Source organism: Chamaesiphon sp. VAR_48_metabat_135_sub (assembly GCF_031418915.1).
Classification (GTDB): domain Bacteria; phylum Cyanobacteriota; class Cyanobacteriia; order Cyanobacteriales; family Chamaesiphonaceae; genus Chamaesiphon.
The window spans coordinates 18,739-42,449 of sequence record NZ_JANOJV010000212.1; the positions used below are offsets into that span (position 1 = coordinate 18,739).

The 23,711-nt window shown below is 44.4% G+C and carries 17 protein-coding genes; 9 read left to right on the forward strand and 8 right to left on the reverse strand.

From position 1 onward, the window contains the following. Positions 1–103 precede the first annotated feature (103 nt). Positions 104–478, reverse strand: a complete 375-nt coding sequence (locus RMO55_RS15360) for a hypothetical protein (RefSeq protein WP_310427843.1) — start codon at positions 476–478, stop codon at positions 104–106. A 175-nt stretch (positions 479–653) separates the two neighbouring features. On the opposite strand from RMO55_RS15360, the gene RMO55_RS15365 reads away from it, so the two are divergent. Both RMO55_RS15365 and RMO55_RS15370 read left to right on the forward strand, forming a co-directional pair. Further along, positions 654–983: a hypothetical protein gene (locus RMO55_RS15365; RefSeq protein ID WP_310427844.1), complete on the forward strand. Its 330-nt coding sequence runs from the start codon at positions 654–656 to the stop codon at positions 981–983. Positions 984–1,091: 108 nt separating this feature from the next. Beyond that, positions 1,092–1,757 (forward strand): hypothetical protein, encoded by a 666-nt coding sequence (locus RMO55_RS15370; RefSeq protein ID WP_310427846.1) that lies wholly within the window; start codon positions 1,092–1,094, stop codon positions 1,755–1,757. 12 nt (positions 1,758–1,769) lie between these two features. On the opposite strand, the gene RMO55_RS15375 is transcribed toward RMO55_RS15370, so the two are convergent. Then, a complete protein-coding gene (locus RMO55_RS15375; protein WP_310427847.1) occupies positions 1,770–2,240 on the reverse strand; it encodes a VOC family protein in 471 nt (156 codons plus the stop codon). Between the two features lie 399 nt (positions 2,241–2,639). Between RMO55_RS15375 and RMO55_RS15380 the strand changes: the two genes are divergently transcribed. Together RMO55_RS15380 and RMO55_RS15385 are read left to right on the forward strand one after the other, a co-directional pair. Then, on the forward strand, positions 2,640–2,825 hold the full coding sequence (locus RMO55_RS15380) for a hypothetical protein (protein ID WP_310427848.1): 186 nt from the start codon (positions 2,640–2,642) through the stop codon (positions 2,823–2,825). A 311-nt stretch (positions 2,826–3,136) separates the two neighbouring features. Then, positions 3,137–5,479: a DUF3488 and DUF4129 domain-containing transglutaminase family protein gene (locus RMO55_RS15385; protein ID WP_310427849.1), complete on the forward strand. Its 2,343-nt coding sequence runs from the start codon at positions 3,137–3,139 to the stop codon at positions 5,477–5,479. Positions 5,480–5,507: 28 nt separating this feature from the next. Here RMO55_RS15385 and RMO55_RS15390 read toward each other — a convergent pair whose 3' ends face one another. The 3 genes from RMO55_RS15390 to rsmA form a co-directional block, all read right to left on the reverse strand. Continuing rightward, positions 5,508–5,807 carry a DUF3082 domain-containing protein gene (locus tag RMO55_RS15390; RefSeq protein ID WP_310427851.1) on the reverse strand — a complete coding sequence of 100 codons (300 nt, stop codon included), beginning with the start codon at positions 5,805–5,807 and terminating at the stop codon, positions 5,508–5,510. A 61-nt stretch (positions 5,808–5,868) separates the two neighbouring features. After that, positions 5,869–6,816, reverse strand: a complete 948-nt coding sequence (gene ispE / locus RMO55_RS15395; RefSeq protein WP_310427852.1) for a 4-(cytidine 5'-diphospho)-2-C-methyl-D-erythritol kinase — start codon at positions 6,814–6,816, stop codon at positions 5,869–5,871. A gap of 243 nt (positions 6,817–7,059) precedes the next feature. Further along, positions 7,060–7,890: a 16S rRNA (adenine(1518)-N(6)/adenine(1519)-N(6))-dimethyltransferase RsmA gene (gene rsmA, locus RMO55_RS15400; protein ID WP_310427854.1), complete on the reverse strand. Its 831-nt coding sequence runs from the start codon at positions 7,888–7,890 to the stop codon at positions 7,060–7,062. A 159-nt stretch (positions 7,891–8,049) separates the two neighbouring features. Between rsmA and cobS the strand changes: the two genes are divergently transcribed. From cobS to clpB, 4 genes are all read left to right on the forward strand, one after another. Continuing rightward, on the forward strand, positions 8,050–8,814 hold the full coding sequence (gene cobS, locus RMO55_RS15405) for an adenosylcobinamide-GDP ribazoletransferase (RefSeq protein ID WP_310427855.1): 765 nt from the start codon (positions 8,050–8,052) through the stop codon (positions 8,812–8,814). 276 nt (positions 8,815–9,090) lie between these two features. Next, positions 9,091–9,882 carry a 30S ribosomal protein S2 gene (gene rpsB / locus RMO55_RS15410; protein ID WP_310427857.1) on the forward strand — a complete coding sequence of 264 codons (792 nt, stop codon included), beginning with the start codon at positions 9,091–9,093 and terminating at the stop codon, positions 9,880–9,882. A 184-nt stretch (positions 9,883–10,066) separates the two neighbouring features. Next, positions 10,067–11,011 (forward strand): translation elongation factor Ts, encoded by a 945-nt coding sequence (tsf, locus tag RMO55_RS15415; RefSeq protein ID WP_310427859.1) that lies wholly within the window; start codon positions 10,067–10,069, stop codon positions 11,009–11,011. A 141-nt stretch (positions 11,012–11,152) separates the two neighbouring features. Further along, positions 11,153–13,855, forward strand: coding sequence for an ATP-dependent chaperone ClpB (clpB, locus tag RMO55_RS15420; protein WP_310427860.1), 2,703 nt, complete (start codon positions 11,153–11,155; stop codon positions 13,853–13,855). A gap of 282 nt (positions 13,856–14,137) precedes the next feature. On the opposite strand, the gene cobQ is transcribed toward clpB, so the two are convergent. The 3 genes from cobQ to RMO55_RS15435 form a co-directional block, all read right to left on the reverse strand. After that, a complete protein-coding gene (gene cobQ, locus RMO55_RS15425; protein ID WP_310427888.1) occupies positions 14,138–15,613 on the reverse strand; it encodes a cobyric acid synthase CobQ in 1,476 nt (491 codons plus the stop codon). Between the two features lie 87 nt (positions 15,614–15,700). Beyond that, entirely contained in the window at positions 15,701–17,227 is a 1,527-nt protein-coding gene (locus RMO55_RS15430) for an MBOAT family O-acyltransferase (RefSeq protein ID WP_310427862.1), read from the reverse strand. 81 nt (positions 17,228–17,308) lie between these two features. Beyond that, positions 17,309–19,762 carry a DUF1574 family protein gene (locus RMO55_RS15435; protein ID WP_310427864.1) on the reverse strand — a complete coding sequence of 818 codons (2,454 nt, stop codon included), beginning with the start codon at positions 19,760–19,762 and terminating at the stop codon, positions 17,309–17,311. A gap of 441 nt (positions 19,763–20,203) precedes the next feature. On the opposite strand from RMO55_RS15435, the gene RMO55_RS15440 reads away from it, so the two are divergent. Continuing rightward, positions 20,204–23,611 (forward strand): filamentous hemagglutinin N-terminal domain-containing protein, encoded by a 3,408-nt coding sequence (locus RMO55_RS15440; RefSeq protein WP_310427865.1) that lies wholly within the window; start codon positions 20,204–20,206, stop codon positions 23,609–23,611. Positions 23,612–23,711: the final 100 nt, after the last annotated feature.

Sequence of the window (23,711 nt, forward strand, 5' to 3'; positions counted from 1 at the left end):
GTGTTAGGTTTAGGTGTTAGGTATTAGGTATTAGGTATTAGGTATGAAATCAACTCTATTGCTAAAGCCTAAAGCCTAAACCCTAAACCCTAAACCCCAAAGCCTAATTTAGCGATCGACGCAACCTTAATAGCATCGCCGTTTGATAAAGATTGAGTGGAAGAACTGAAATTCCTTCCAGTCGAGACTGTACCCAACCTTCACCCCAGTACCATTCGTGATAACCATCAATCCCCTGACTGAGTAGGAGTCTCAAACACTGGGAATTGACTCGATCGACTTGAGATTCGATCGATACAAGACCCAGACTAGTTTGAAATTTCGTATCGACAGTGAGGAGATCTTGACTGGGAAAACTCATCTGCTGGGGAAAGAGCCACTTGGTTAGTGCTGGTGGCGATAATAATCGATCTCGAATTGTGGGTGCAGTCGCCGGAACTTCAATCCGCAATTCACTTTTTTGGAAATTACCGAACATAATTTAAGATAATATTTAGGCTAGATTTTTAAAGGTCGTAGCAATCGGCAAAAAAACAAACTGGAGTTTTGCGGAATTAATACCATAGGCATTGTAGTTATATCCTAACGCTAAATTAATTATTAATGACTAGCCCAAAACGTTCCTTTTTGCGGTTATTACACACCGAAAAAATATGAAATCTTCACACTCGATCGCGATTGTCCTAGCTTTTGCCACAATCGGTTTATCCTTACCAGCTCGTGCCGGCGAAGCTGCTCCAGCAGTAGAACCTGCTCCAGCAGTAGAACCTGCTCCTGTTACTAATGATGTCGGGCAAAACGCGACCGTCAATGGCAGTCGCAACAAAGTCAATCAGCACAGCAAGAGCAGTATTCGCGGTAATCGCCATAATGGTAGTTCGATTCGCAGCGGTCAAAATGCTGATGTGAATGGGGACAGAAACAAGGTGCGGCAATCTGTTAAGTCCGATGCGGCAAATCAGCAGCCGCAATTGGTTCGTTAAGTCCGATTGTCGATCGGATGAGCCAGCTCGCTCCTCGACTCCTAAGTTTAATACCTAGAAAAATTTAACTTCGCATCTACTAATCTCTTTACCCCTGAGGTAATTTTTATGTTTAATCGTCAGTTTGGTTTATTGGTGATGGCAACTTTCTTGCTATCACCTACTTTAGTAAATGCTAGTGCGTTCGATGAAGGTACACATTTGTCCGTTGGGAACGTTCAAATTCACACCACCGAAAATGGTACGACGCTGCGGACCCCGAAGATCCAGATCGATACTCCCAACGCTGCACAGAATCGAGTCCTGATTAGCGGTCGTCGGCGGTTACGCACTCCTGCGATCAAACGCCCACGCGTTCTTCCTGCTGCAGCAATGCGTCGGAAGATCGAGTCAAATGTCCAAACAACTATTAATAAGACTTCCCCGACTAACAATTCGACCATCCGGAGTACTACGATTCAGAACACTACTATTCGTGGACGACGTGTTATTCCCGCACCCTCGACACAAGTAGAGTCAAATGTGCAAACAATTATTAATAAGACTTTACCAGCGAACAATTCTACCATTCAGAATTCTACAGTTCGCAGTTCTACCATTCGCAATTCCAGCAATGGTTCACACTCTGTCAACGAGAACCGCCAGTCGGTTCATTGCAGTGGTGGGGGTAGTTCGGTGAGTCAATCAATATCTACTGTCAATGGACGTACTGTTCGTTCCGAAGTTCGTGGTAATTGTGGCAATAACAGCAACGACAGCAGCAACGACGACTAAACGATCCTAAAATTACGATTCACGATCCGCTGGATCGCAGCGAATTTCAACCATAAAGCCATCTGGATCGTAAACATAGATCCCTCGGCCCGTCGTTCTGGTGACGGGTTCTCCCTCGATTTTGACCTGGTGGTGGTGTAAAACCTCGACTGCTAGGTCGAATAAATTTGCGGCGATGTCAAATGCGAGGTGATTGACACGAGTAAATTGTTGAGTGGGATCTATTGATGGCGGGGACAAATCTGGCTCGGCAAATAGATCGACAATGGTACCATCCGGAGTGCGAAAATTTGCAACTCGACCTTGTCGAACTAATTCAACTAGACTAGACGGTATTTCTGTTCCAGCTAATTCATGCAAACCCAAAATTGTACCGTAGAAGTGACGGGAGGCTTGCATATTTGCCACATTGAGGGCAATGTGGTGGATGCGACGCAAAGCCCCTAGAGGCAGCTTTGGGCTAGATAGATCGACAAGAATCATGTTAAATCTGTTGAAAGTTAAAACAGGAAGGTCATAACACCATTATGCCAGTTAAAACAGGATGAATTTAGCCCTAGTTATGACCTAGGAGTGTCCTGATTTATAGATAGCGATGGTGTATATACCAAGATAAGATGAAGATTTAACTAGTTACAGTGCATTACCTAGGTTGCTAGATCGTCAAAACAATCGATCTATTGGCACTCTCCGACTGAACGCGGAGATGCTTGGCTTGATTGAGCCATCGCATCTACACAGATCGAACACGGATCGGTCGAAAATAATATCATTAAATTTCTGTCAAATCCAGCGCATTTACAATTCTCGTTCCGAAAGGCTGTGCCTACGGCAGTCTTACGCCAACGCTAATGACTAATATCTAAATAAATTTGAGAGTAAGTGCCGAACGTGGAAGATCGATTACCATTATTAATTCAAAAACAACTCCAAGCAGAAATTCAGCAACATCCACCACTCTTTCCGTGGGAAACGGAAAATGATGAATATGAAACAATCGAGACCGAATCTGGGAACCCTAAACTTATTAATATCCCAACTTTATCACCAGAACCCTCTCGTGATTAGTGGCTAGTGGGGTAGATTAATTGTCATCAGAAGATTTTCTTGAGTCCACTGAAGTGGACTTTTGCCGTTAGCCCGAAATTCATTTCAGGGCGGTTGAAGACTAAATACTAGGGTTCTAGATTTTCTTTCTCGACGATTAATCCACCCTGCCTCGTGATTAGTGGCTAGTGGGTAGACATAGAGATACTCACATCTCGCGTCAGAAAGCAGTTGCTCGTGTTTAGTAAATAGTGAATGGTGAAAATAGTGGATATGGACACCCCAACAGCCCAACACCCCCACACCCCCGCACCCCCTCCCCGATTCAACATATGTCCACATCTTCGACTACTGGCACGTTCAGCCGCCTGCATTCTAGCTTTGCGAATATTCAACAGCAGATGGCAATGATGCCGAGAACTCCGCCAGAGGAGTCAATTATGTTGCGGGTATTGGTGCAATTAATGGTGGTAGTCGGCATTATTGCCACAGATGTAGCCGCAGAAACTCAGATGAGTTTGTGGGCAATTCCGTTGAGTATTGTCGGTGCCACCTGGAGTTGGTATCATCGTCACGGTCGCAATATTGGGGCTAAATTTGGCTTGGCATTGGCAATGGTAGGGGCATTGGGTTATTTTGTATCCCACCTAGTCGGGAGTCTGAATGATACTCGGCTGGTTTTGGCGGAATTATTGGTGCAGATGCAGACGATTCATACCTTCGATCTGCCTCGAAGAAAGGATTTGGGCTATTCAATGACGATCGGGTTAATCTTGATTAGTGTCGCTGGTACTTTGAGTCAAACTCTCGCTTTTGCACCGCTATTGTTGTTGTTTTTGACGATCGCGATCCCTGTCTTATTTCTCGATTATCGATCGCGTCTCAATCTTTCACCAATACTTATTACCAGTTCTACCCAGATTAGCAAGATTGGGCTACCCTGGCAACGATTGGGGCAATTGTTGGGCATAGTACTGGCAATCGGTTTGGTTATTTTTGCACTGATGCCGCGCTTTCCAGGCTATCAGGGTGCGCTCCCCGTCAGCGCGCCAATTCAGTATGAGCAAAAGAAATTTGATGCCAAAGGAATTATCAATCCTGGCTATCAGCGTCAGGGGAAGGCGGGGAATGGGAAAGGTGTGCAAATTGATGGCAAAGGAGATGGCAAGGGCGATGGTAAATTAGACGATAATTTCTATTATGGATTTAACTCGCAGATCGATCAAAATCTGCGGGGGATAATGAAACCTAAACTGGTGATGCGGGTGCGTTCCCAGGCTCCAGGATTTTGGCGGGCATTGGCATTCGATCGATATACTGGACAAGGTTGGGAAATTTCTCGCAATGCTCAGACTCGCAAAGTGCGTCGTCCTGAGTGGGATTATAAGTTTACGATCGGCTATGCAACTACCAAAATGCCAACTAAGCAGGTAATTCAAAGTTATACTGCCTTAGAAGAGTTGCCAAATATTATTCCTGGGATGTCAAATGTCGCCGAGTTGTATTTTCCTACTCCAGAAATCGCGCTAGATCGAGAAGGTGTGATTCGATCGCCTGTAGGTTTACAACAAGGTTTGACTTACACTGTGGTATCTCAAGTGCCATTTCGAGATCGACAATTACTGGATTCAGCCAGTACCAATTATCCCGAAACAATTCCCCCATATTATCTGCAAATTCCCGATCGAATTGCGGCTAAATTGCAAAAATACACTCAAGATTTAGTCGATAATACGCCCCAACAACAAGTTGGCAAAGATAGCCAACCGTTGAAATCTAACTATGCCAAGGCTCTGTACCTCGCCCAATATCTCAAGCAACATTATCGCATCCCACAAGATCCGTTAGGACTAGCCCGCGTCCCCGATGGCGAAGATTTAGCAAGCTGGTTTCTATTTCGCTGTGAGGGCAAATCGACTAGTTGTGAAGCTGGCGGTTATGCCGATCATTTTGCCACCACTTACACGATGATGTTAAGATCGATCGGCATTCCCGCTCGGTTAGTAGTCGGTTTTGATTCCGGTAAGTTTAATCCCTTTACTGGATTCTATGAGGTGTCCAATACCGATGCACATGCCCTTACCGAAGTCTATTTTCCAGATTATGGTTGGTTTGCCTTCGATCCGATTCCAGGGCACCCCTTGACTCCCCCAGGAGTGGATGAAGACCAAACTTTTAGTACGCTCCAGCAACTTTGGAACTGGGTGGCGGGATGGTTGCCTTCTCCTGTGACAGCTTGGTTAGCCCAGATTTGGTCGTTAACCCTGGGCTGGTTGGTAGTTGGAATTGCGTTGTTTTTCGGTCTCTTTAGCCAAGGTTGGTTAGGCATATTTACAGGTAGTGCAATTGCCATTGCTGTAGCTTTTTGCGGTTGGTGGGGATGGCAACAATGGCAGAAATGGCGACAGCGACAATGGTTGAAACAGCTCTCACCAGTAGAGAGAGTTTATCAACAAATGTTAGCCAATTTAGTCGATCGAGGCAGCTCCAAACATCCAGCCCAAACTCCCTTAGAATATGCCCAATTAGTCCAGGCGACTCGATCGTCTTCAACTAGTATTTTAGTGACAGAAATCTCGCAAGCTTATACAGCTTGGCGATATGGGGCCGAAGCACAACGACTCGATCGATTGCAGGAATTGTTAACTAATCTTAAAAAAGAAAAGATCCACTAATGATTATGTTTTGATGTAAGGTGTGAGCCTATAAATCAGCATTCGATCGCTGTTTGCTAAATGCTACTTGAATTGCTAGCCCAATTAACCCGATCGAAATAATCGCACATACCGCTGCACCCAAGGCTGTCGAACCAACTACTAAAGTACGTACTGCTGTGGCAATATTTATCGCCATATTAGTTTTCTGAATCATCGGTTTAGTCGCAAACGTTGTCGCAATTTTACTGGTCATCGTATACATGGCGATCGACATTATTCCCGCAATCAGCGAACCAGTCAAACAACGTAAGGGAGTAGGTAAGGTATTTTCAGGAGAGGTAGTCATGGTGGATGGTGAATGGTGGATGATGAATAGTCTACGAGTCTAGATTGACTTCTAAAATAGCTTAATTATCAATTACTCTTACGCCTCGATCGCAAAATTGAGTGACAAATAATTCTAGATCTGGATCGGTAATCGTGGCGCGAACTTGATGATAGATTGCATCAGCTTGCTCCCGTGAATTTGCTAAACTAAATACCGTCGGTCCCGAACCAGACATCATCGTCCCTAAATTAGAGTGATGCTGAAATTCTGTCCGTAACTGACTGACTAGTGGATAAGCAGGTAACACCACTTTTTCTAAGTCGTTGTACAGCAGCTTGCCAATTTTGACTGTATTTTTAGCGACAATTGCCTTGACTAAATCACCTGAATGCACACGATGAGAACGCTCGACTAAACTATCTAAATCGTGTGCGTATTCATGCCCAAATTCCTGGCGGTAGGTAGTATATGCCCAAGGTGTAGATACCTCTAGACTTTGATATTTTCCTAGCACGACATATATCCCTTCTAAGCTAGGTAGAGGCGATATTACTTCTCCTCTACCCGTGGCGATAGCAGTTCCACCAGAAATACAAAATGGCACGTCAGAGCCTAATTTTGCCCCCAATCCTTGCAAGTCACTTTGAGTCAATCCTAATTCCCATAATAGGTCGATTCCGACCAATACAGCGGCAGCATTTCCCGATCCGCCAGCTAATCCCGCTGAGATCGGGATATGTTTATGTAAGGTGATTTCAACACCACCATATTCGAGAAAAGCATTGGGAAATTCACGTTGCATCAATTCCGCCGCGCGATAAGCTAAATTAGTCTCGTCGAGTGGGACATTTGGATGTCCGCAATGGATGATAATATTATCGGTACTTAGAGATCTAATTTCGACTCGATCGGCTAAATCTACTGTTTGCATAATCATCACTAGTTCGTGATAATTATCAGGTCTGATACCAACGATTTCTAAATGGAGATTGATTTTGGCTGGAGCAATTAAAGTATAAGATTTCATGCTATTTTTTATATATTTGTGGCTTGTTCATTGCTGAGGAAGAAACTAATCGTAAATTTATTTTTTCGGCGATACCCACCCGCTACTCTATTAGCCCGTGATTTATCTACGAGCAGGATTGATATGGAGCTAGTCATATATTTTTCATGCAATTCTAAAATATTAATATTTAAGTCAAAATGTTCATGAGATAGAGATTGCTTAAACCTTAGATGGTGGGCACTGCCCACCCTAAGACTACGACTAATTTTCTACAATGGTTTTTTGCGCGTCTACCAAGTTAGATAACTTTATCCACTGTTCGATACTCAGATCTTCAGCGCGGGTTTCAGTACTAATATTTAACGATATGAGTAGTTCTGATAATGCTTCTCGATCGATCGCACTTTGCAGATTATTTCTCAGCATCTTACGACGAGTACTAAAGCCCAACCTGACTAAATTATCTAATAGTTTTGGGCTGGTAGGTGTTAATTCTAATTTTCTCGGTGTGAGCCTGATGACTGCGGAATCAACTTTCGGTGGTGGCGAAAAATCACGCGCGGGAACGGGACAAATTAATTCACAGTGGGCTAAATATTGGACGCGAATCGATAATGCTCCGAAAGCTTTCGTGCTAGGTTTAGCATATAGCCTGTCACCTACTTCCCGCTGCACTAATAAGACGATCGAATCAAAAGGTCGCTCGGCTGGATGAACGATATTACCTAACAGTTTTTCGAGAATCGGCCCAGTGATATTATAAGGAATATTTGCAACTACTTTATTCGCCTGTTGAAATTTAGGGAAATCGGTTAAATTACTATCTACATCCAGATTGAGAAAGTCATTTTCCAATAGTAAAAAATTGTCAATATTCCCCATCTTTTTGACCAGCAGCGCACATAAATCTCGATCGATCTCCACTGCTACCACCGCACTCGCCGCCGCCACCAAACGACGGGTGAGAATACCAGTTCCAGGGCCAATTTCCAGGATGCGATCGGTCGGGGTAATCTTCGCTGCGGTGATGATTCGATCGAGTACTTGTTCGTTCCGCAACCAGTGTTGTCCAAATTGTTTCTTTGTCTTCATCTAGAGGATAGGGGATAGGGGATAGAGGCTAGGGCAAAGCAATAATGATTGCATTCTTCTGTTGATCGACTAATATAAAAATTCCTAAAGCATTCTTCATTCAGATGTGAATTCAATCTCTTTAACTATCCTCTACTCCCTATCTTCTATCCCCTATTTGTGCTATTACTCAACAACTTAAACTCATTACTTGCAGCACTCGCCTTCTACACCTGCTGTCCGATTCCGACTAAATCACAATTGGATTTTAGCAGAATTGCTCGCTGGGCACCTGCGATCGGACTGTTATTAGGTGGGGGTTTAAGTTTAGTAGATCTGGGCTTGGATTGGCTGCAAATGCCCATATCGATTCGATCGAGTCTCATCGTAGTGCTATGGATATGGTGGACGGGTGGATTGCACCTCGATGGCGCAATGGATACCGCCGATGGGTTGGCGGTGCAAGATCCCGACAGGCGTTTAACCGTGATGACAGATAGCGTTACTGGAGCATTTGGAGCGATGGTAGCAGTAGTTATCATCTTACTCAAAACTTGCGCTCTAGCTGCAATTACTCACGATCGAGTCTGGGTATTATTGTTAGTCGCAGGCTGGAGTCGGTGGGGACAAGTACTTTCGATCGCCCTATATCCCTACCTCAAAGCCGAAGGAAAGGGCGCGTTTCACCGTCAAGGTCTGAAGTTACCCCAAGACATATTACTAGGGCTAGCATTCATTTTTGCCGTCACTGGGTGTCAGATTTATTTACAACCCCAAAATTGGTTAGTCATCGGACTGAGATCTGTTGCTAGCTGCGGAATTTCAGCTCTTGTCGGCTATTACTTTTACCGCAAATTGGGCGGACATACTGGAGACACATACGGCGCAGTCGTCGAGTGGACAGAAGCAGTTACTCTCTGCTTGTTCACTATTCCAAGTAACTAGTGGCATCTTCTAGAAAATCCCCTCCTCTCCTGAAGGAGACGCTGCGCGAACGGAGCGACGTTTTTATTCAGGGGTTCCCCCCGAATGAAAAAACGTCAAGACAGGGGTGTCCAAAGGGCGGGGTGGGTAAGATTTTGATCGCAGGCACTCCAACCACCAGCAATTTACGCTATCATGAAAAGGTTGTCTAAAAATTCGCACATTCAGGAATTCGGGTGTTTCATTACGAAATACAACCTGGATGGAGGATAAACCCGATTAGGAGTAAATAGTTTTATGCCAGTAGTATCTTTGGCGCAAATGATGGAGTCTGGCGTTCACTTTGGACACCAAACCAGACGTTGGAACCCCAAAATGGCTCCATACATCTTCACTGCGCGCAACGGCGTACACATCATCGACTTGGTGCAAACCGCCCAGTTGATGGAAGAAGCTTATGTATACATGCGGACAGCCGCCGAACAAGGCAAACGATTTCTGTTTGTCGGTACCAAACGCCAAGCAGCAGGGATCATCGCTCAAGAAGCGAGCCGTTGTGGTGCAGCCTACATCAACCAACGGTGGTTGGGGGGAATGCTCACCAACTGGACAACGATCAAAACTCGCGTCGAACGATTGAAAGATCTCGAACGTCGCGAAGCCAGTGGCGCACTAGATTTGTTACCCAAGAAAGAAGCTTCCGTCTTGCGACGGGAAATGGCAAAACTCCAGAAATATCTGGGCGGGATCAAAAATATGCGCAAGGTACCCGATATCGTGATTGTCGTCGATCAACGACGAGAATATAACGCGATGTTGGAATGCAAAAAGCTGAATATTCCGATCGTATCGCTACTCGACACCAATTGTGACCCCGACTTGGTCGATGTAGCTATCCCCGCGAATGACGATGCAATTCGTTCCGTCAAATTGATCCTCGGTAAACTCGCTGACGCGATTTATGAAGGTCGTCACGGTCAACTCGAAGGCGCAGATGTCGATCCTTATGACGGCTACGAAGACGTAGAGGACGACTATGAAGACGACGGCGAAGCTGAAGCTACTGGTGAAGAAGGCGGCGAAGGCTAAAATTAGGCAAGAGGGATTGTTGTAGCAATTATTTATTTAATTGTGAGATTGGGGAAAGGTTAAAGGGGAAAGGGGAAAGGAATAAATTAACAGCATTTATTTATCCTTTACCCCTTACCCTTTACCCCTTGCCCTCTAACCTTTACCCCTTACCAAAAACCATCTCGAACACAGATAAAAGAAAATGGCTGAAATAACGGCAAAGATGGTGCAAGAGCTGCGGAAAAAAACCGACGCACCAATGATGGAATGCAAAAAAGCCCTCACCGAAACAGGCGGGGATCTTGAAACCGCAGCAGAATGGTTGCGGAAAACCGGAGCAATTAAAGCTGAGAAAAAAGGAGATCGGATTACGGCTGAAGGCTTAGTGGAAAATTTCACTCAAGCTGATGGTAAGGCTGGTGTATTAATTGAAGTCAACTGTCAGACTGACTTCGTAGCGCGGAATGATGATTTCAAAGCTTTAGCACAAGGTTTGAGCAAACAGGCGATTACTGCTGATAGTGTCGAAGCATTAATGGCACAGCCTTATGCTGCGGATAATAATGTCACAGTAGATGCAGCTTTAAAACTGGCGATTGCCAGAATTGGTGAAAACCTCAACGTTCGTCGCTTAGCTAACTATAAAATTGCTGGGGGTACGGAAGGTGCTGTTGATTGCTACATCCACACTGGCGGAAGAGTTGGCGTATTGATCGAACTCGGCTGTGCATCTGCAAAAGTAGCCGATAGCGACGATTTCAAAGCCTTAGCACGGAACTTGGCAATGCAAGTTGCAGCTTGTCCCAATGTTGAGTATATCAACGTTGGCGAAATTCCTGAAGCGATCGCTTCCAAGGAAAAAGAAATGGAGATGGGACGCGATGATATTGCCAACAAACCAGACAATATCAAAGAAAAGATCGTGATTGGACGCATCGACAAACGTCTCAAAGAAATGACCTTGGTAGATCAACCCTACATCAAGGATCAGAATATCACGGTAACTGAGTTGATCGGTCAAACTACCAAACAGTTGGGCGAAGAGGTGACAGTCCGCCGCTTCACTCGCTTTATTCTTGGTGAAGGTATCGAGAAGAAAGAATCTAATTTCGCTGATGAAGTTGCCGCTCAAATGGGCAAAATGTAATTTCTAAGTGAAACAAATGTTTGGGATAGGTCTAAATTTAGACCTATCCTTTTTAGTATATCCAGTTAAAGCACCCTAACGAATCGAACTTCGTTTGATATACTGGACAGGCACCCTCAGACTCATCGCCATCCCCTAGACATGCAGCCTACAGATCCTACCAAATTTACCGAACAAGCCTGGGATGCAATTATTAAGTCACAGGATGTAGCCAGAAGATCTTCTAATCAGCAGTTAGAAGTCGAACATGTGGCAATTGCACTGTTAGAGCAGCAAGATTCAGCTCCAAAAATTTTGGTGCGCGTGGGGGTGGATATTGAGACGTTGACGCGGCAATTACAAGATTTTACTAAGCGTCAGCCGAGGCTCGATCGAGTTGTAGACTTATATTTAGGCAGAGGTTTAGATGTATTACTCGATCGAGCTGATGCAGCCAGAGAAACTTGGCAAGATCCGATTATCGGCGTGGATCATCTAATTTTAGCCCTGAGTGAGGACGATCGCATCGGTCGGCGATTATTAAAAGCATTCAATTTCGATCGATCTCAGTTAGAAGCTGCGATCAAACAGTTGCGGAGTACCACCACCCCAAAAGCCACTACTACTCAGGCTCCAGAGGTCAGTGGTGAGGCTTTACCTAAATATGGGAAAGATCTCACCGAAGCCGCCAGAGCGGGGAAAATGGACCCAGTGATCGGGCGGGATGAAGAAATTCGTCGCGTCGTACAGGTGCTATCGCGCCGCCAGAAAAATAACCCGGTATTAATTGGCGAGCCTGGTGTCGGGAAAACCGCCATCGCGGAAGGATTGGCGCAACGGATTGTCAATGGCGATGTACCTGAATCGCTCAAAGATCGCACATTAATTTCCCTCGATATGGGCAGTCTGATTGCTGGTGCTAAACTACGGGGCGAATTTGAAGAACGGTTGAGATCGGTATTAAAAGAAGTTACCGAATCGGCTGGGCAAATCGTGCTATTTATCGACGAACTGCATACCGTCGTCGGTGCGGGGGGAAATCAAGGCGCGATGGATGCGAGCAATTTGCTCAAACCGATGTTAGCGCGGGGAGAATTGCGCTGTATCGGTGCGACGACGATCGATGAGTATCGCAAGTATATCGAGAAAGATCCCGCCTTAGAGCGGCGATTTCAGCCCGTACAGGTGAACGAACCCAGTGTCGAAGATACGATTTCAATTCTACGGGGATTGAAGGAACGGTATGAAGTTCACCACGGCGTGAAAATCAGCGATTCTGCTTTAGTTTCCGCTGCTACTTTATCTAGTCGCTATATTGCCGATCGATTTTTGCCAGACAAAGCGATCGATCTCGTCGATGAAGCTGCGGCTAAACTGAAGATGGAGATTACTTCTAAACCAGCCGAACTCGAATCGATCGATCGTCGAGTAATGCAATTAGAAATGGAAAAACTATCCCTCGGAGATGAAACTCTCAACAGTGATAGTCATCGTCCCACTCAAGAACGCTTAGAAAAAATTGGTACTGAAATCACCATTCTCAAAGTAAAACAAACCGAACTTACCAATCAATGGCAAGGCGAAAAACAACTTCTCGATGGGATTAAAAGTCTCCGCGAACAAGAAGAACAACTCAAAGTTCAAAGCGAACAAGCCGAACGCGCAGGCGAAATCGCCACCGTCGGACGCATTCAATATGGTGAAATCCCCAAACTCCAAAAAGAACGCAGCGTCAAAGAATCCCAACTCGCCGAAGTTCAAGTTCAAGGCTCCACCCTTCTGCGCGAGCAAGTCTCCGAAAACGACATCGCCGAAATCGTCGCCAAATGGACAGGCATCCCAGTTAACCGTCTCCTCGCCTCTGAGCGGCAAAAACTGCTCCAACTCGAATCCCACCTCCACCACCGCGTGATCGGCCAGCACGAGGCTGTGAGTGCAGTCTCAGCGGCAATTCGTCGCGCTCGTGCGGGAATGCAAGATCCGAATCGTCCAATTGGATCGTTTCTATTCATGGGACCTACAGGTGTCGGGAAAACCGAACTCGCCCGCGCTCTAGCCGAATTTCTGTTCGACAGCGACGAAGCAATGGTGCGGTTGGATATGTCCGAATATATGGAAAAACACGCCGTTTCCCGTCTGATTGGTGCCCCACCTGGATATGTGGGACATGAAGATGGCGGACAACTCACCGAAGCTGTGCGCCGTCATCCATATTCGGTGGTGTTATTCGATGAGATCGAAAAAGCCCATCCCGATGTTTTTAATATTCTGCTCCAAGTATTAGACGATGGACGCATTACCGATTCTAAAGGTAAAACCGTCAGCTTTTGCAATACGGTAATTGTGATGACAAGTAATATTGCGAGCGAACAGATTATTACGACATTACTAAATCCCCATCGCGATAATACTCAAACCAACGATCTGCGCGAACAAGTAACAAATACTCTCCGCACACATTTTCGTCCTGAATTTATCCAACGTATTGACGAACTAACAATTTTTGAACCACTCAAGAAAACTGAACTTCGTCAAATTGTGACGATTCAAATTCACCGGATCGAACAAATGTTAGCAGATCAGAAAATTAAGATCCAACTATCAACAGCAGCGCAAGATTATCTCGCCGATGTCGGTTACGATCCGATCTATGGTGTGAGACCACTAAAACGAGCAATTCAACGAGAACTACAAAATCCGATCGCCACTAAAATTTTAGAAACTACCTTTGAGGAAGGTGATACGATTTTTGTCGATTGTGAAGATCGACTATTAACCTTTAACAAACAACCACTCAAGGCCAAAAAATTAACCCCTGCAATTATCCCCGAAGTCGTTTTATCTACAGTCACTGTTGAGAAATAACGTGAGATCCGCTCTTTACCCACCTGGGGATTAATCCCCAGGCGAATAGCGCAAGTCTTTAAAACAGACTGATATAGCCATCGCCAAGGCTGTTAGGACAAAAACAGCGATTGAAATCACCGCTCATGATGCAAAGTCCTAATTAACGTCTTAACGATCTTGGCTAGTGCTATAGATTCTGATTAGTCTGTTTTAACAGACTTGCGCTATCAGCCCGCACTTCAGTCGCGGGCGGGGCGGTAATGGAACGGAGCCAAAAGTCATTGAGTCTCTACACCACTTTCAACTTTCCACTGTTGTCAATGAGGTTAAATCCAGGTAGTCAGAAATCGAATCGGCTAACTTGTCAAAAATCTCTTCTCGTTGATTAGCATAGTCTGGTACATCGTTAGTAATGAGGGCGAGATTACGCTGGGAACGAATCTGATTGAGCCAATTTCTACGCCATCTGCCATTATCAAAGATTCCATGTAAATATGTGCCCCAAAGCGTAAGTTCTCGATCGACAATACCGAGGGTTCGATCGCTAAATAATAACTCATAGTCATCGATATTAGAGTAATCTGGGTGCCATTTGGTCGTACCTTGATGGATTTCGTATCCAGAAATTGAGATGCCCTGTTGGGGATAATTGCTGGTAGTAGCGCGTTGGCGGGTAATTTTCGCTTCGGTAATAATTGTTTGCAGTGGGAAGAGGTTTAAGCCCTGATATTCGCCAGGGATACCTTCGATCCCTGTAGGATCGGCGATGGTGCTACCTAGCATTTGGAAGCCGCCACAGATTCCCATAATTGTGCCGCCGTTAGCGAGATAATGGGGGATAGCTGCGGCGATACCAGTTTGTTGGAGCCAATTGAGATCGGCGATTGTTGTTTTCGAGCCAGGTAAAATTACCCCATCGCACTGACTTAATTCATCTTTAGTCGTAATATATTTAAGATTGACTGTCGGTTCGGCATCGATCGGATCGAAATCGGTGAAATTGGAAATACGCGGAAATCTGACTACACCAATTGTTAAATCTGCATTCGGTTTTCGCGATCGACGTTCTAATAAATCTAACGAATCTTCAGATGGAAATACTTGGTCTAGCATCGGAATTACACCGATGACTGGAATCCCCGTCCGTTCTTCCAACCATCTAATTCCCGACTCTAATAGCGACCTTTGTCCACGAAATTTATTGATGATAAATCCTTTAATTAGAGCGCGTTCTTCTGGTTCTAATAGTTCCAACGTCCCGACTATATGGGCAAATACTCCACCGCGATCGATATCAGCAACCAAGACGGTATTTGCCTGCAAATAACTCGCCACCCGCATATTAGTTAAATCGCGATGTTTGAGATTGATTTCTGCCGGACTTCCCGCACCTTCGCAGACAATATAATCAAATTCTACGGCTAATTTATCCAAACAATTAGTAATCGCCGCCCAACCTCGATCGAAATAATCTCGATAATAATCCGCAGCCTGTACTCTCCCTACAGCGGAACCCATTAAAATCACTTGAGAAGTCATGTCTCCCTGCGGCTTGAGCAAGATCGGATTCATCTCGATTCTCGGCTCTATTTTCGCAGCCCAAGCCTGTACCGCCTGCGCGTGACCCATTTCCTTCCCATCGGCAGTAATATAGGCATTCAGAGCCATATTCTGTCCCTTAAACGGGGTAACTTTGAAACCTTGGCGCACCAGCAATCGACAGATCGCCGCCGTAATTAGTGATTTACCTGCGTGGGAAGTGGTACCCACAACCATGATGGATTTAGTCAAGTGAGAAAATGTGGAAATAAGTACAGTTATAGCAATCCTAAATCATTTTTAGCTAAAGAGAGCGGGTGTTTGTTAAAAATCGAAGTAAATGAATGCCAAACTATGCAGTGGCGACAACAGCCACACGATATATAAACAGAGCGGAATTAAAGTTAACTTGAGATGCCAATTGAGATTTAATTTTAATAATCGATCGAATGTATAAGCAACCATCATGGCGATCGATAATCCGACTAATATTAATAAAATTTGACTATCGGCTAGCTTGAGATTTTCGACATATACCTTAGTTGCAAACTGAGCATCGCGGGGATAGCCCCAGAGATGTTGGAACACCAAATTAGACTGTGAGAGATTGGGAAGTCTAAACCAAATCCAGGTTACAAATACTAATGCTTGAGTTAGTAGCCAACCACAAATATGTCCCAATCGGCTACGCCAAAATAGAGCGAGTGGTTCGATCTTCTCCGACAGTATATGCGTTAACCGATGGACTACGAGGGCAATTCCATGAATTATTCCCCATAGAATATAGCCCCAGTCAGCACCATGCCAAATGCCCGAAATTAACATTAGTGCGAATAGATTCAAACAGGTACGTACCAAGCCCAATCGCGAACCGCCGAGAGGAATATAGATATAGTCACGCAACCAATTGCCCAGACTAATATGCCACCGTCGCCAAAAATCAGCGATACTGGTACTCATGTAGGGAAAGTTAAAGTTTGTCGGTAAATTAATCCCGAATAAAATTGCGGTACCTAGTACGATATCGACATATCCACTAAAGTCTAGATATAGTTGCAAACCATATGCAAAAATTGCCAACCATAAATCGATACTTCCGGCTCGATCGAGCGTGGTTGGATCGAATACTAATCTGACAAATATTGCCAAATTATCTGCAATTAATGTCTTCTTAATCGCCCCACTTGCAATCAACCAGCCCGCTTCAGTTAAGCGTTCGATCGAGGGAAATCTTAAATTATTTAATTGAGGAGCAAATTGATGATAATGTGTAATTGGACCAGATACTAATTTAGGAAAAAATGATTTATAAGCGGCATATTTGAGTAGATTTCCTGTCGCAGGGCTACCTTTGTAAACATCAATGAGATAAGCCGCAGATTCAAAACTTAGAAAAGAAATTCCTAACGGTGGTAAAAAGTTAGTTTTCACCGACATTGCCAGGGGTTCGATTGCTGAGGGGTTTAATGGTGCAATAATATTCAATAGAAAAGGAATATATTTTGCAGCAATTAACAAGACAATATTAAACACCACGCCAACAATCAACACTCGTCGTCGTTGTTTTTTTCCTCTTGGCAGCCATTGGTAAAAATATTCTTCCCCTAGTCGGTCTTGAACTTCTTTGTATTCAATAATTTGGCTGTCTAGCAATATTTTGCCAATCCAATAATTGACCAAAATCATTGTCAAAATGACTGGAAAATACTGAATCTGGAGAAAAGAAATATAAAATACAATACTAGAAATTACGATTACCCATAACTTGTGACTTTGAGTTTTAGCTATGCCCCAATAACAAATCAAAGTTAGTAATAGGAAAATAACATAAGTAGGTGATATAAACTTCATTTTAATTAGTGAATAGTGGATAGCAAAGTTTTAGCAGGTAATTAGACCCAACTCTAATCCCTAATCTCTAATCACAAATCTCTATTTTAATATTTGCCACGGAATCCCTTCTGTCGTTGCTAAATATCTACTAACTTCAGTCGCTCCAAATTGATTGAGATGGCTGGGATCGGAAAATAGATCGTATTTTTGAGCGAGTAAATTATTCATATTGATGAAAGTAAGTTGATTTGAGTCCATTAAGTTTTGCATATATTGCTCGAACGTCGCTTCATGCTGGCGGCGAACTTTATCTAGATAAATATCCGACAATGGTACATTTACAAATACTAGTGGAATCTTGCGATTTGCTAATAACTCGATCGTTTGTTGTAAAGCTCGATGTTGACTGCCTAGTAATTGAAAGTTAGCATAGTCACCATCACTATCGCCAGTTACTTTGTTATATTTTTGATAATAAGTATGAGGATCGAACTTCAATTCTAGGGCTAAAAATCCGTCAGCATCAATTTCTCGTTCGTTAATATTAGCAGATGGATCGGTACTAGAAATAGCATTACTACTATCGGCAATTTGCATCACAAATGGCACTTTAACCTGCAACCAAGTTTTAAGTCGATCGCGATGGTGATAAGCTGGCGAAATATCTGCAAACCGTCGATCGATCGCGGTATCGATCGCTTGATAAGTATTTTGAAAAGCAGATTGTGCTTGCAATATAGATGAGTCACTATTTTTCAACCCAGAGAGTGGAACCAACTGTCGATAGCGATCGGATAAAGCAATTGTTTCGTAAGTTCGATCGATTCTTCCGCTATTAAATGCCCTAGCTCCATCTGCCCAAATTACTAGTTTTGGTAACTGTTCTGGTGTTAATAATTGTCGCAAGATCAGATCGACTACTTGTGCCGTTGCACCATTAATTCCAAAATTATAAATAGTGGCATTCGGATAACCGCGATCGATTAAACCTTGACGCAATTCGCCTGGATCTACGCCTCTCAATGCCCGCGAACTACCGACAATTAAGACATCAGGCACCCCCTGTTTCAAGCAGCGCAATTGATATTGAGCTAACTTCTGTTCGAGCAGAGGATTATTAAATGATATTTGGGAAATAGTTGTTCTAGAAGCAGCCGTGAGATGCCTGGCTTCCAAATTAAACTTAATTGCAGAATCGCCGATCGTAACTAATCCTAATCCTAGTAATAACAATAATAGTGATGGTTCCCACCGAAAGCGAGGTTGATAGAATAGTTGACTATTTTTTGCCATTGTAAACTGATGTTTCCAGATCCCTGTTGCTGCCAAACTATTGCTAATTTTTTGCCCCAAACCGATCTTCGGAACTGATGGTTCTACCTCAAATTGATGCTCTGGAGCCACTGGAGGCAACTCCAACGGCGATCGATCGAAATCTACCCCATCAGTCCAATTTGAAATCGATTGTCCCGATATCCGCCCATGAACCCGCACACCTCTAATTCCTGGCAATTTCAATTGTTTTACTACTTTAATAACCGTTGTTGCAACTTGACTTTGAATCGGACAAATCGGAGCTTCACTCATCACATGAATGAGATCCTGACGATACATTAAATCTAAACCAATTCCCCCGATCGTAAAACACCGCTCTAAATCTGGATTGAGCAACCGTTCGAGGATAAAATTGAGTGCGTCTCGATCGCCCCGTGCTGCTAAAATTATCGGTGTCGGCGAATATTTGGGATCGCCTAAACCAGGTAAATCGAGCCAATACACCCAGACAGGTGGTTCATCCTGTCTGTCTAAATTTGCTGGAGATTGCAACCCATGAATAGTTGCACCTTGGATACCTTGAGGCGTAAGTGAAATTAGTAACGGAGCAATCAGATCTAAGACAATTTTCTTGGTTGGGAATTTTCCTAACTGCGGATTTTTGAGCGTACAAAAAATCTGTAAAGTGAGATTTTTTAACACAGCACTCACCTGAATTGATTCTGGCGCGAGAGCTAAATTTAGCAAGTTGGTAATCGCTTGGACATCACCCCATCGCGCCCAATTTTTTAGTCTGACTATTGGAGGTGTCAGATCGATTTTTAATCGCCAATCAGCATTTTGGGTACCTACTGGTGCAGAGAATCGTGAACATTGAACGATCGCATCTTGAAAACCCTCCAGATTGATGCTGCGCAGCGTCCTCGCTAGGGGTTCAGCGAGCAGTTCGCAATCTAGACTCTTAGGAGAATGACACCGCACCCACAGGCGATATTCTAGGGGTTGTAAGCATAAATCGATCGACTGCAAAACAGTATGCTCGCCATCATCAGTAAATGCTTGAATCTGTGGGCGATGTGCTATCGAAAACTCGAACCTCACACCCAACGGACTTAATACCTGTGAGAGGGTTTGGAAAATTAGGCGTTGCTGTGCGGACGCTGATGTTGGTGACTCACTCTCGACTAGAGTAGTTTCAGCAACAATATTAGGGTTGACCCTAATTAATGGTAATGGCAGATCGTCACGATCTGGTTCAAAGTAAGTAGGTTCGAGCAAGATTTTACCTAAACAACTTGTAACGATTAGGGGTGATGCTCACATGGGAGAATTAATCTAATCGTTACCTATCATATCGATCTGTGTCGCAATTTGTGTAGATCCAAAAACACCGAAGACTCTCCCGTACTTATGGTGATAATTTAATCTGATTGACAAGGGGAAAGGGGAAAGGGGAAGGGGTGAATAGTATCTGTCTATACTATTCACCCCAAAATATCTGGAGAGATACAGAGAATTATTAAAGGTGTAGAAGCCTCTACCGTAAAGAATTACAACTAAAACTACTATAACTATTTGCGATCGCAACCAAACGATTGTATATTACATAAATCGATTCGATAACAGCGACATTACTCGCGCAGACTCGTACTAAGCGTAGCCGCAGTAGCATAGTCGAGGTAGGCGATCGAGACACCTCTCATCCCCTCACTCCTTGTCATGAAGCACTTCATCTCCCTCCTGACAGCAGCTCTAGCTTTCCTCCCCACCATCATCGTCCACGCTCAAACCTACCAGCCTTCTAACCGCATTCCAGCAGCCGATAACAGTCAAATTGGGACAATCGTCAATCCCACCGGAGCTAATAATTTCAACATCGATGGTGGCTTGCGGCGCGGACAAAATTTACTTCATAGTTTTAGCGATTTCTCGATCCCAACAGGCGGCGCGGCAAACTTTACTAATCCAGCGGGAAATCGATCGATTATTACCCGCGTCACAGGAAATTCATTTTCCGATATTAACGGGCTATTAAATACTAATGGAGCAAATTTTTTACTGATTAATCCCCAAGGGGTGGTATTCGGAACGGGTGTGAAGTTGGATATGGGTAAGGCGTTTGTGACGAGTACGGCGAGTGGAGTAGATTTCGTCGATGCGGCGGGGCGGAATTATAATTTTGGGGTGAATAGAGCGGGGGATGCGCCGTTGTTAAGTATCGATCCAAATGTCGCTTTCAATCCGGCGAGATTGATCATGAATGCGAGTATTCCTGGGAGTAGGGGAATCGAAAATTATGGGATTTTAGAAACTCAGAATCCAGGGCAATATATTGGTTTAATTGGTGGGAATGTCACTTTTAATGGTGGACAAATAATCGCTCCTGGTGGACGAGTAGAATTGGGGGGATTATCAGCACCAGGAACTGTGGGGCTGGGTGTAGAGGGAAATATGCTCGGAGCGCAATTTCCGACGAATGTAGCGGGAGGGGATGTATCTTTTACTAATGGCGCGAGGTTAAGTGTAGCTGGCTCTGGAGGTGGCGATATTGCCATCACTGCTCGGAATATAGAGATATTGGGCGCAAGTGTTATCAGGGGCGGTATTGAAGAAGGATTAGGAACGCCGCAAGCTGTGGGGGGAGACATCAAACTCGATGCGACAGGGGCAATAGTCATCGCTGGCTCCGATACGACAATCGCTAATCGCGTGCGCTCAAATTCCCAGGGGAATGGGGGCAATACCACTATTAATGCTGGTTCTTTCTCCCTCCGAGACGGTGCTCGACTTACAGCCTCAACTTTGGGAACGGGTAATGCCGGAAATGTGACAGTGACGGCGAAAGATACTGTTTCCCTAGTCAATGCGAATATCTTCAGCACCGTAGAAGCAGGCGGCGTGGGTAAGGGCGGTAATATTAGCCTCAATGCTGGTTCGCTCTCCCTCCTAGATGGCTCTCAACTGTTAGCCATTACACGCTCGGCATCTGCTACCCAGCCAGCAGGTCGAGGGGATGCGGGGAATGTTATAGTCAAAGTGACTGGGGCTGTCGATATTGCTGGCACCAAGGATGGATTACCCAGTGCGATTTTCAGTTTTGTAAATACGGGGACAGTTGGCAAGAGCGGTAATATTACCATTGATACTGGCTCTTTCTCGCTCCGAGATGGTGCTCAACTTGAAGCCTCAACTTCTGGAAAGGGTAATGCTGGGAATGTGAAAGTGACTGCTAAAGATGCTGTTTCCCTAGTCAATGCTAATATTTTCAGCTCTGTCGAAGCAGGAGGTGTGGGTAATGGTGGCAATATTACCATCGATGCTGGTTCTCTCTCGCTCCAAGATGGTGCTCAACTGATAACCATTACTCGTAGTGCATCGGATACTCAGCCAGCAGGTCAAGGGGATGCGGGAAATGTTATCGTCAAGGTGAGTGGGGCTGTCGATATTGCTGGCATCAATGGCACACTTCCCAGTGGGATTCGCAGTTTTGTAGGTACGGGGACAGTTGGCAAGGGCGGTAATATCGAGATTGATGCTGGTTCTTTCTCGCTCCGAGACGGTGCTGGACTTGTCGCCTCAACTTCTGGAACTGGTAATGCTGGGAATATTGGGATTAAATCTAGCGGTGATATCGCATTATCAGGAACAGCTAATCTTGTTAACGACCAATTATATGCTCCTCAAAGATCCCTGATAATTAGTAGTAGTTATGGTGTGGGGGATGCTGGGAAAATATCGATCGATAATCCGTCTGGAAAATTATCTCTGAGCTTTAGCAACATTCAAACTAACATCGGAGATTCTGAAAATAAGAATGCTACTGGTATCGGTCAGGGTATTGCTATTAATGCTCGTGAATTGGAAATCAAAAACAATAGTTTGATTGTTTCTGACCTAGTTGGTAAAGGTCAGGCTGGAAATATTGATATTAAGACTACGGGTGATATCACTATCTCTGGTAATAATAAAGATCCTCTAAAATTGACTCCCTTTAATATATCAGGTATATCTAGTAACAATCGTGGCATTGGCGATAGTGGCAAAATCTCGATCAATACTCCAGGTAAGTTGTCATTAGATAGCACTGGAGTAATTTTGAGTCAAGTAGCTAAAGATGCCCAAGGCACAAGTAAGGGAATTAAAATTAATGTTGGGGAATTAAATTTAACTGATTTTGGTGGGATCTCATCTGATACGTTGGGTAAAAGTCCAGGAGGTGATATTGAAATCGCGGCTAAAGGGGCGATAAATATTATTAAGAATAGCTCGATCCAGGCTGGCAGTGTTAAATTAACACGGATGCTAAATGTACCTGGCATTAGCGATATATTGGTTAGTTCGACAGGTGAGGGAAAAGCTGGGAATATTTCGATATCAAGCGAACGCTTAAATCTCAATTCTGGTTTTATTTATTCGATAGCAACTAGCGGTTCTGGTGGGAATATCACCCTTAACCTGAGTGACAAATTGCTATTACGAAATAATAGTGAGATATCAACTAGTTCCGGCGAAGATTTGGGCAAAGATTTCGGTGGCGGTACTGGTGGCGGCAATGGTGGCAATATCACCATTAATAGTCCCCTAATTGTTGCCTTACCCAGTGTAAATTTTGGTAATGACATTACCGCCAATGCCTTTACTGGCAAAGGTGGCAACGTTAACATCACCAGTCAAGGATTATTTGGCATCCAATACCGCCCGAAAGGTTCGCGCTTCACAAATGATATTACTGCCAGTTCTGAATTCGGACTCAGTGGAAGCGTCCAGATTACCACCCCAGGTACAGATCCAGGCAAGGATAAGGGCGAATTAACTGTGGCGACTAATGATGCGAGTAACCAAATCTCCCAATCCTGCGGAGCTAGTCAGAGAGATAACAAATTCTATATTACTGGGCGCGGTGGATTGCCGCCAAATGCCAGAGAACCCCAGGAGAGTGATGCTTTGTGGTCAGATGCTCGTGCGGTGAAGGATAAACCCGCTACTACTGCAAGTCTATCACCGAAATATGCACCGCCCGCGATCGGGTTGGTATTAGATAAGAATGGACGAGCGCGATTGATTGCGGCTCAGTCAGTGGGAGAACTGACGGGAACGAAGGTGGTGTGTCCGAATGTGGGGAAATAGTTTTAGATGTCTGTCAATCTCGATGCGCTTAGGGGTTGCTCGATACGAATAAGTCTTAGAGAGTTACTGCGGAGATCTACCCACCCCCCCCTTCGGGTAC

Coding starts and splice junctions, on each gene's coding strand:
- cobQ (WP_310427888.1), bottom strand. CDS start 15,613: ATGGTTGTGGGTACCACTTCCCACGCAGGTAAATCACTAATTACGGCG.
- ispE (WP_310427852.1), bottom strand. CDS start 6,816: ATGAAATCTTATACTTTAATTGCTCCAGCCAAAATCAATCTCCATTTA.
- RMO55_RS15375 (WP_310427847.1), bottom strand. CDS start 2,240: ATGATTCTTGTCGATCTATCTAGCCCAAAGCTGCCTCTAGGGGCTTTG.
- RMO55_RS15385 (WP_310427849.1), top strand. CDS start 3,137: ATGTCCACATCTTCGACTACTGGCACGTTCAGCCGCCTGCATTCTAGC.
- RMO55_RS15440 (WP_310427865.1), top strand. CDS start 20,204: ATGAAGCACTTCATCTCCCTCCTGACAGCAGCTCTAGCTTTCCTCCCC.
- clpB (WP_310427860.1), top strand. CDS start 11,153: ATGCAGCCTACAGATCCTACCAAATTTACCGAACAAGCCTGGGATGCA.
- rsmA (WP_310427854.1), bottom strand. CDS start 7,890: ATGAAGACAAAGAAACAATTTGGACAACACTGGTTGCGGAACGAACAA.
- RMO55_RS15370 (WP_310427846.1), top strand. CDS start 1,092: ATGTTTAATCGTCAGTTTGGTTTATTGGTGATGGCAACTTTCTTGCTA.
- RMO55_RS15430 (WP_310427862.1), bottom strand. CDS start 17,227: ATGAAGTTTATATCACCTACTTATGTTATTTTCCTATTACTAACTTTG.
- RMO55_RS15360 (WP_310427843.1), bottom strand. CDS start 478: ATGTTCGGTAATTTCCAAAAAAGTGAATTGCGGATTGAAGTTCCGGCG.
- RMO55_RS15365 (WP_310427844.1), top strand. CDS start 654: ATGAAATCTTCACACTCGATCGCGATTGTCCTAGCTTTTGCCACAATC.
- tsf (WP_310427859.1), top strand. CDS start 10,067: ATGGCTGAAATAACGGCAAAGATGGTGCAAGAGCTGCGGAAAAAAACC.
- RMO55_RS15390 (WP_310427851.1), bottom strand. CDS start 5,807: ATGACTACCTCTCCTGAAAATACCTTACCTACTCCCTTACGTTGTTTG.
- rpsB (WP_310427857.1), top strand. CDS start 9,091: ATGCCAGTAGTATCTTTGGCGCAAATGATGGAGTCTGGCGTTCACTTT.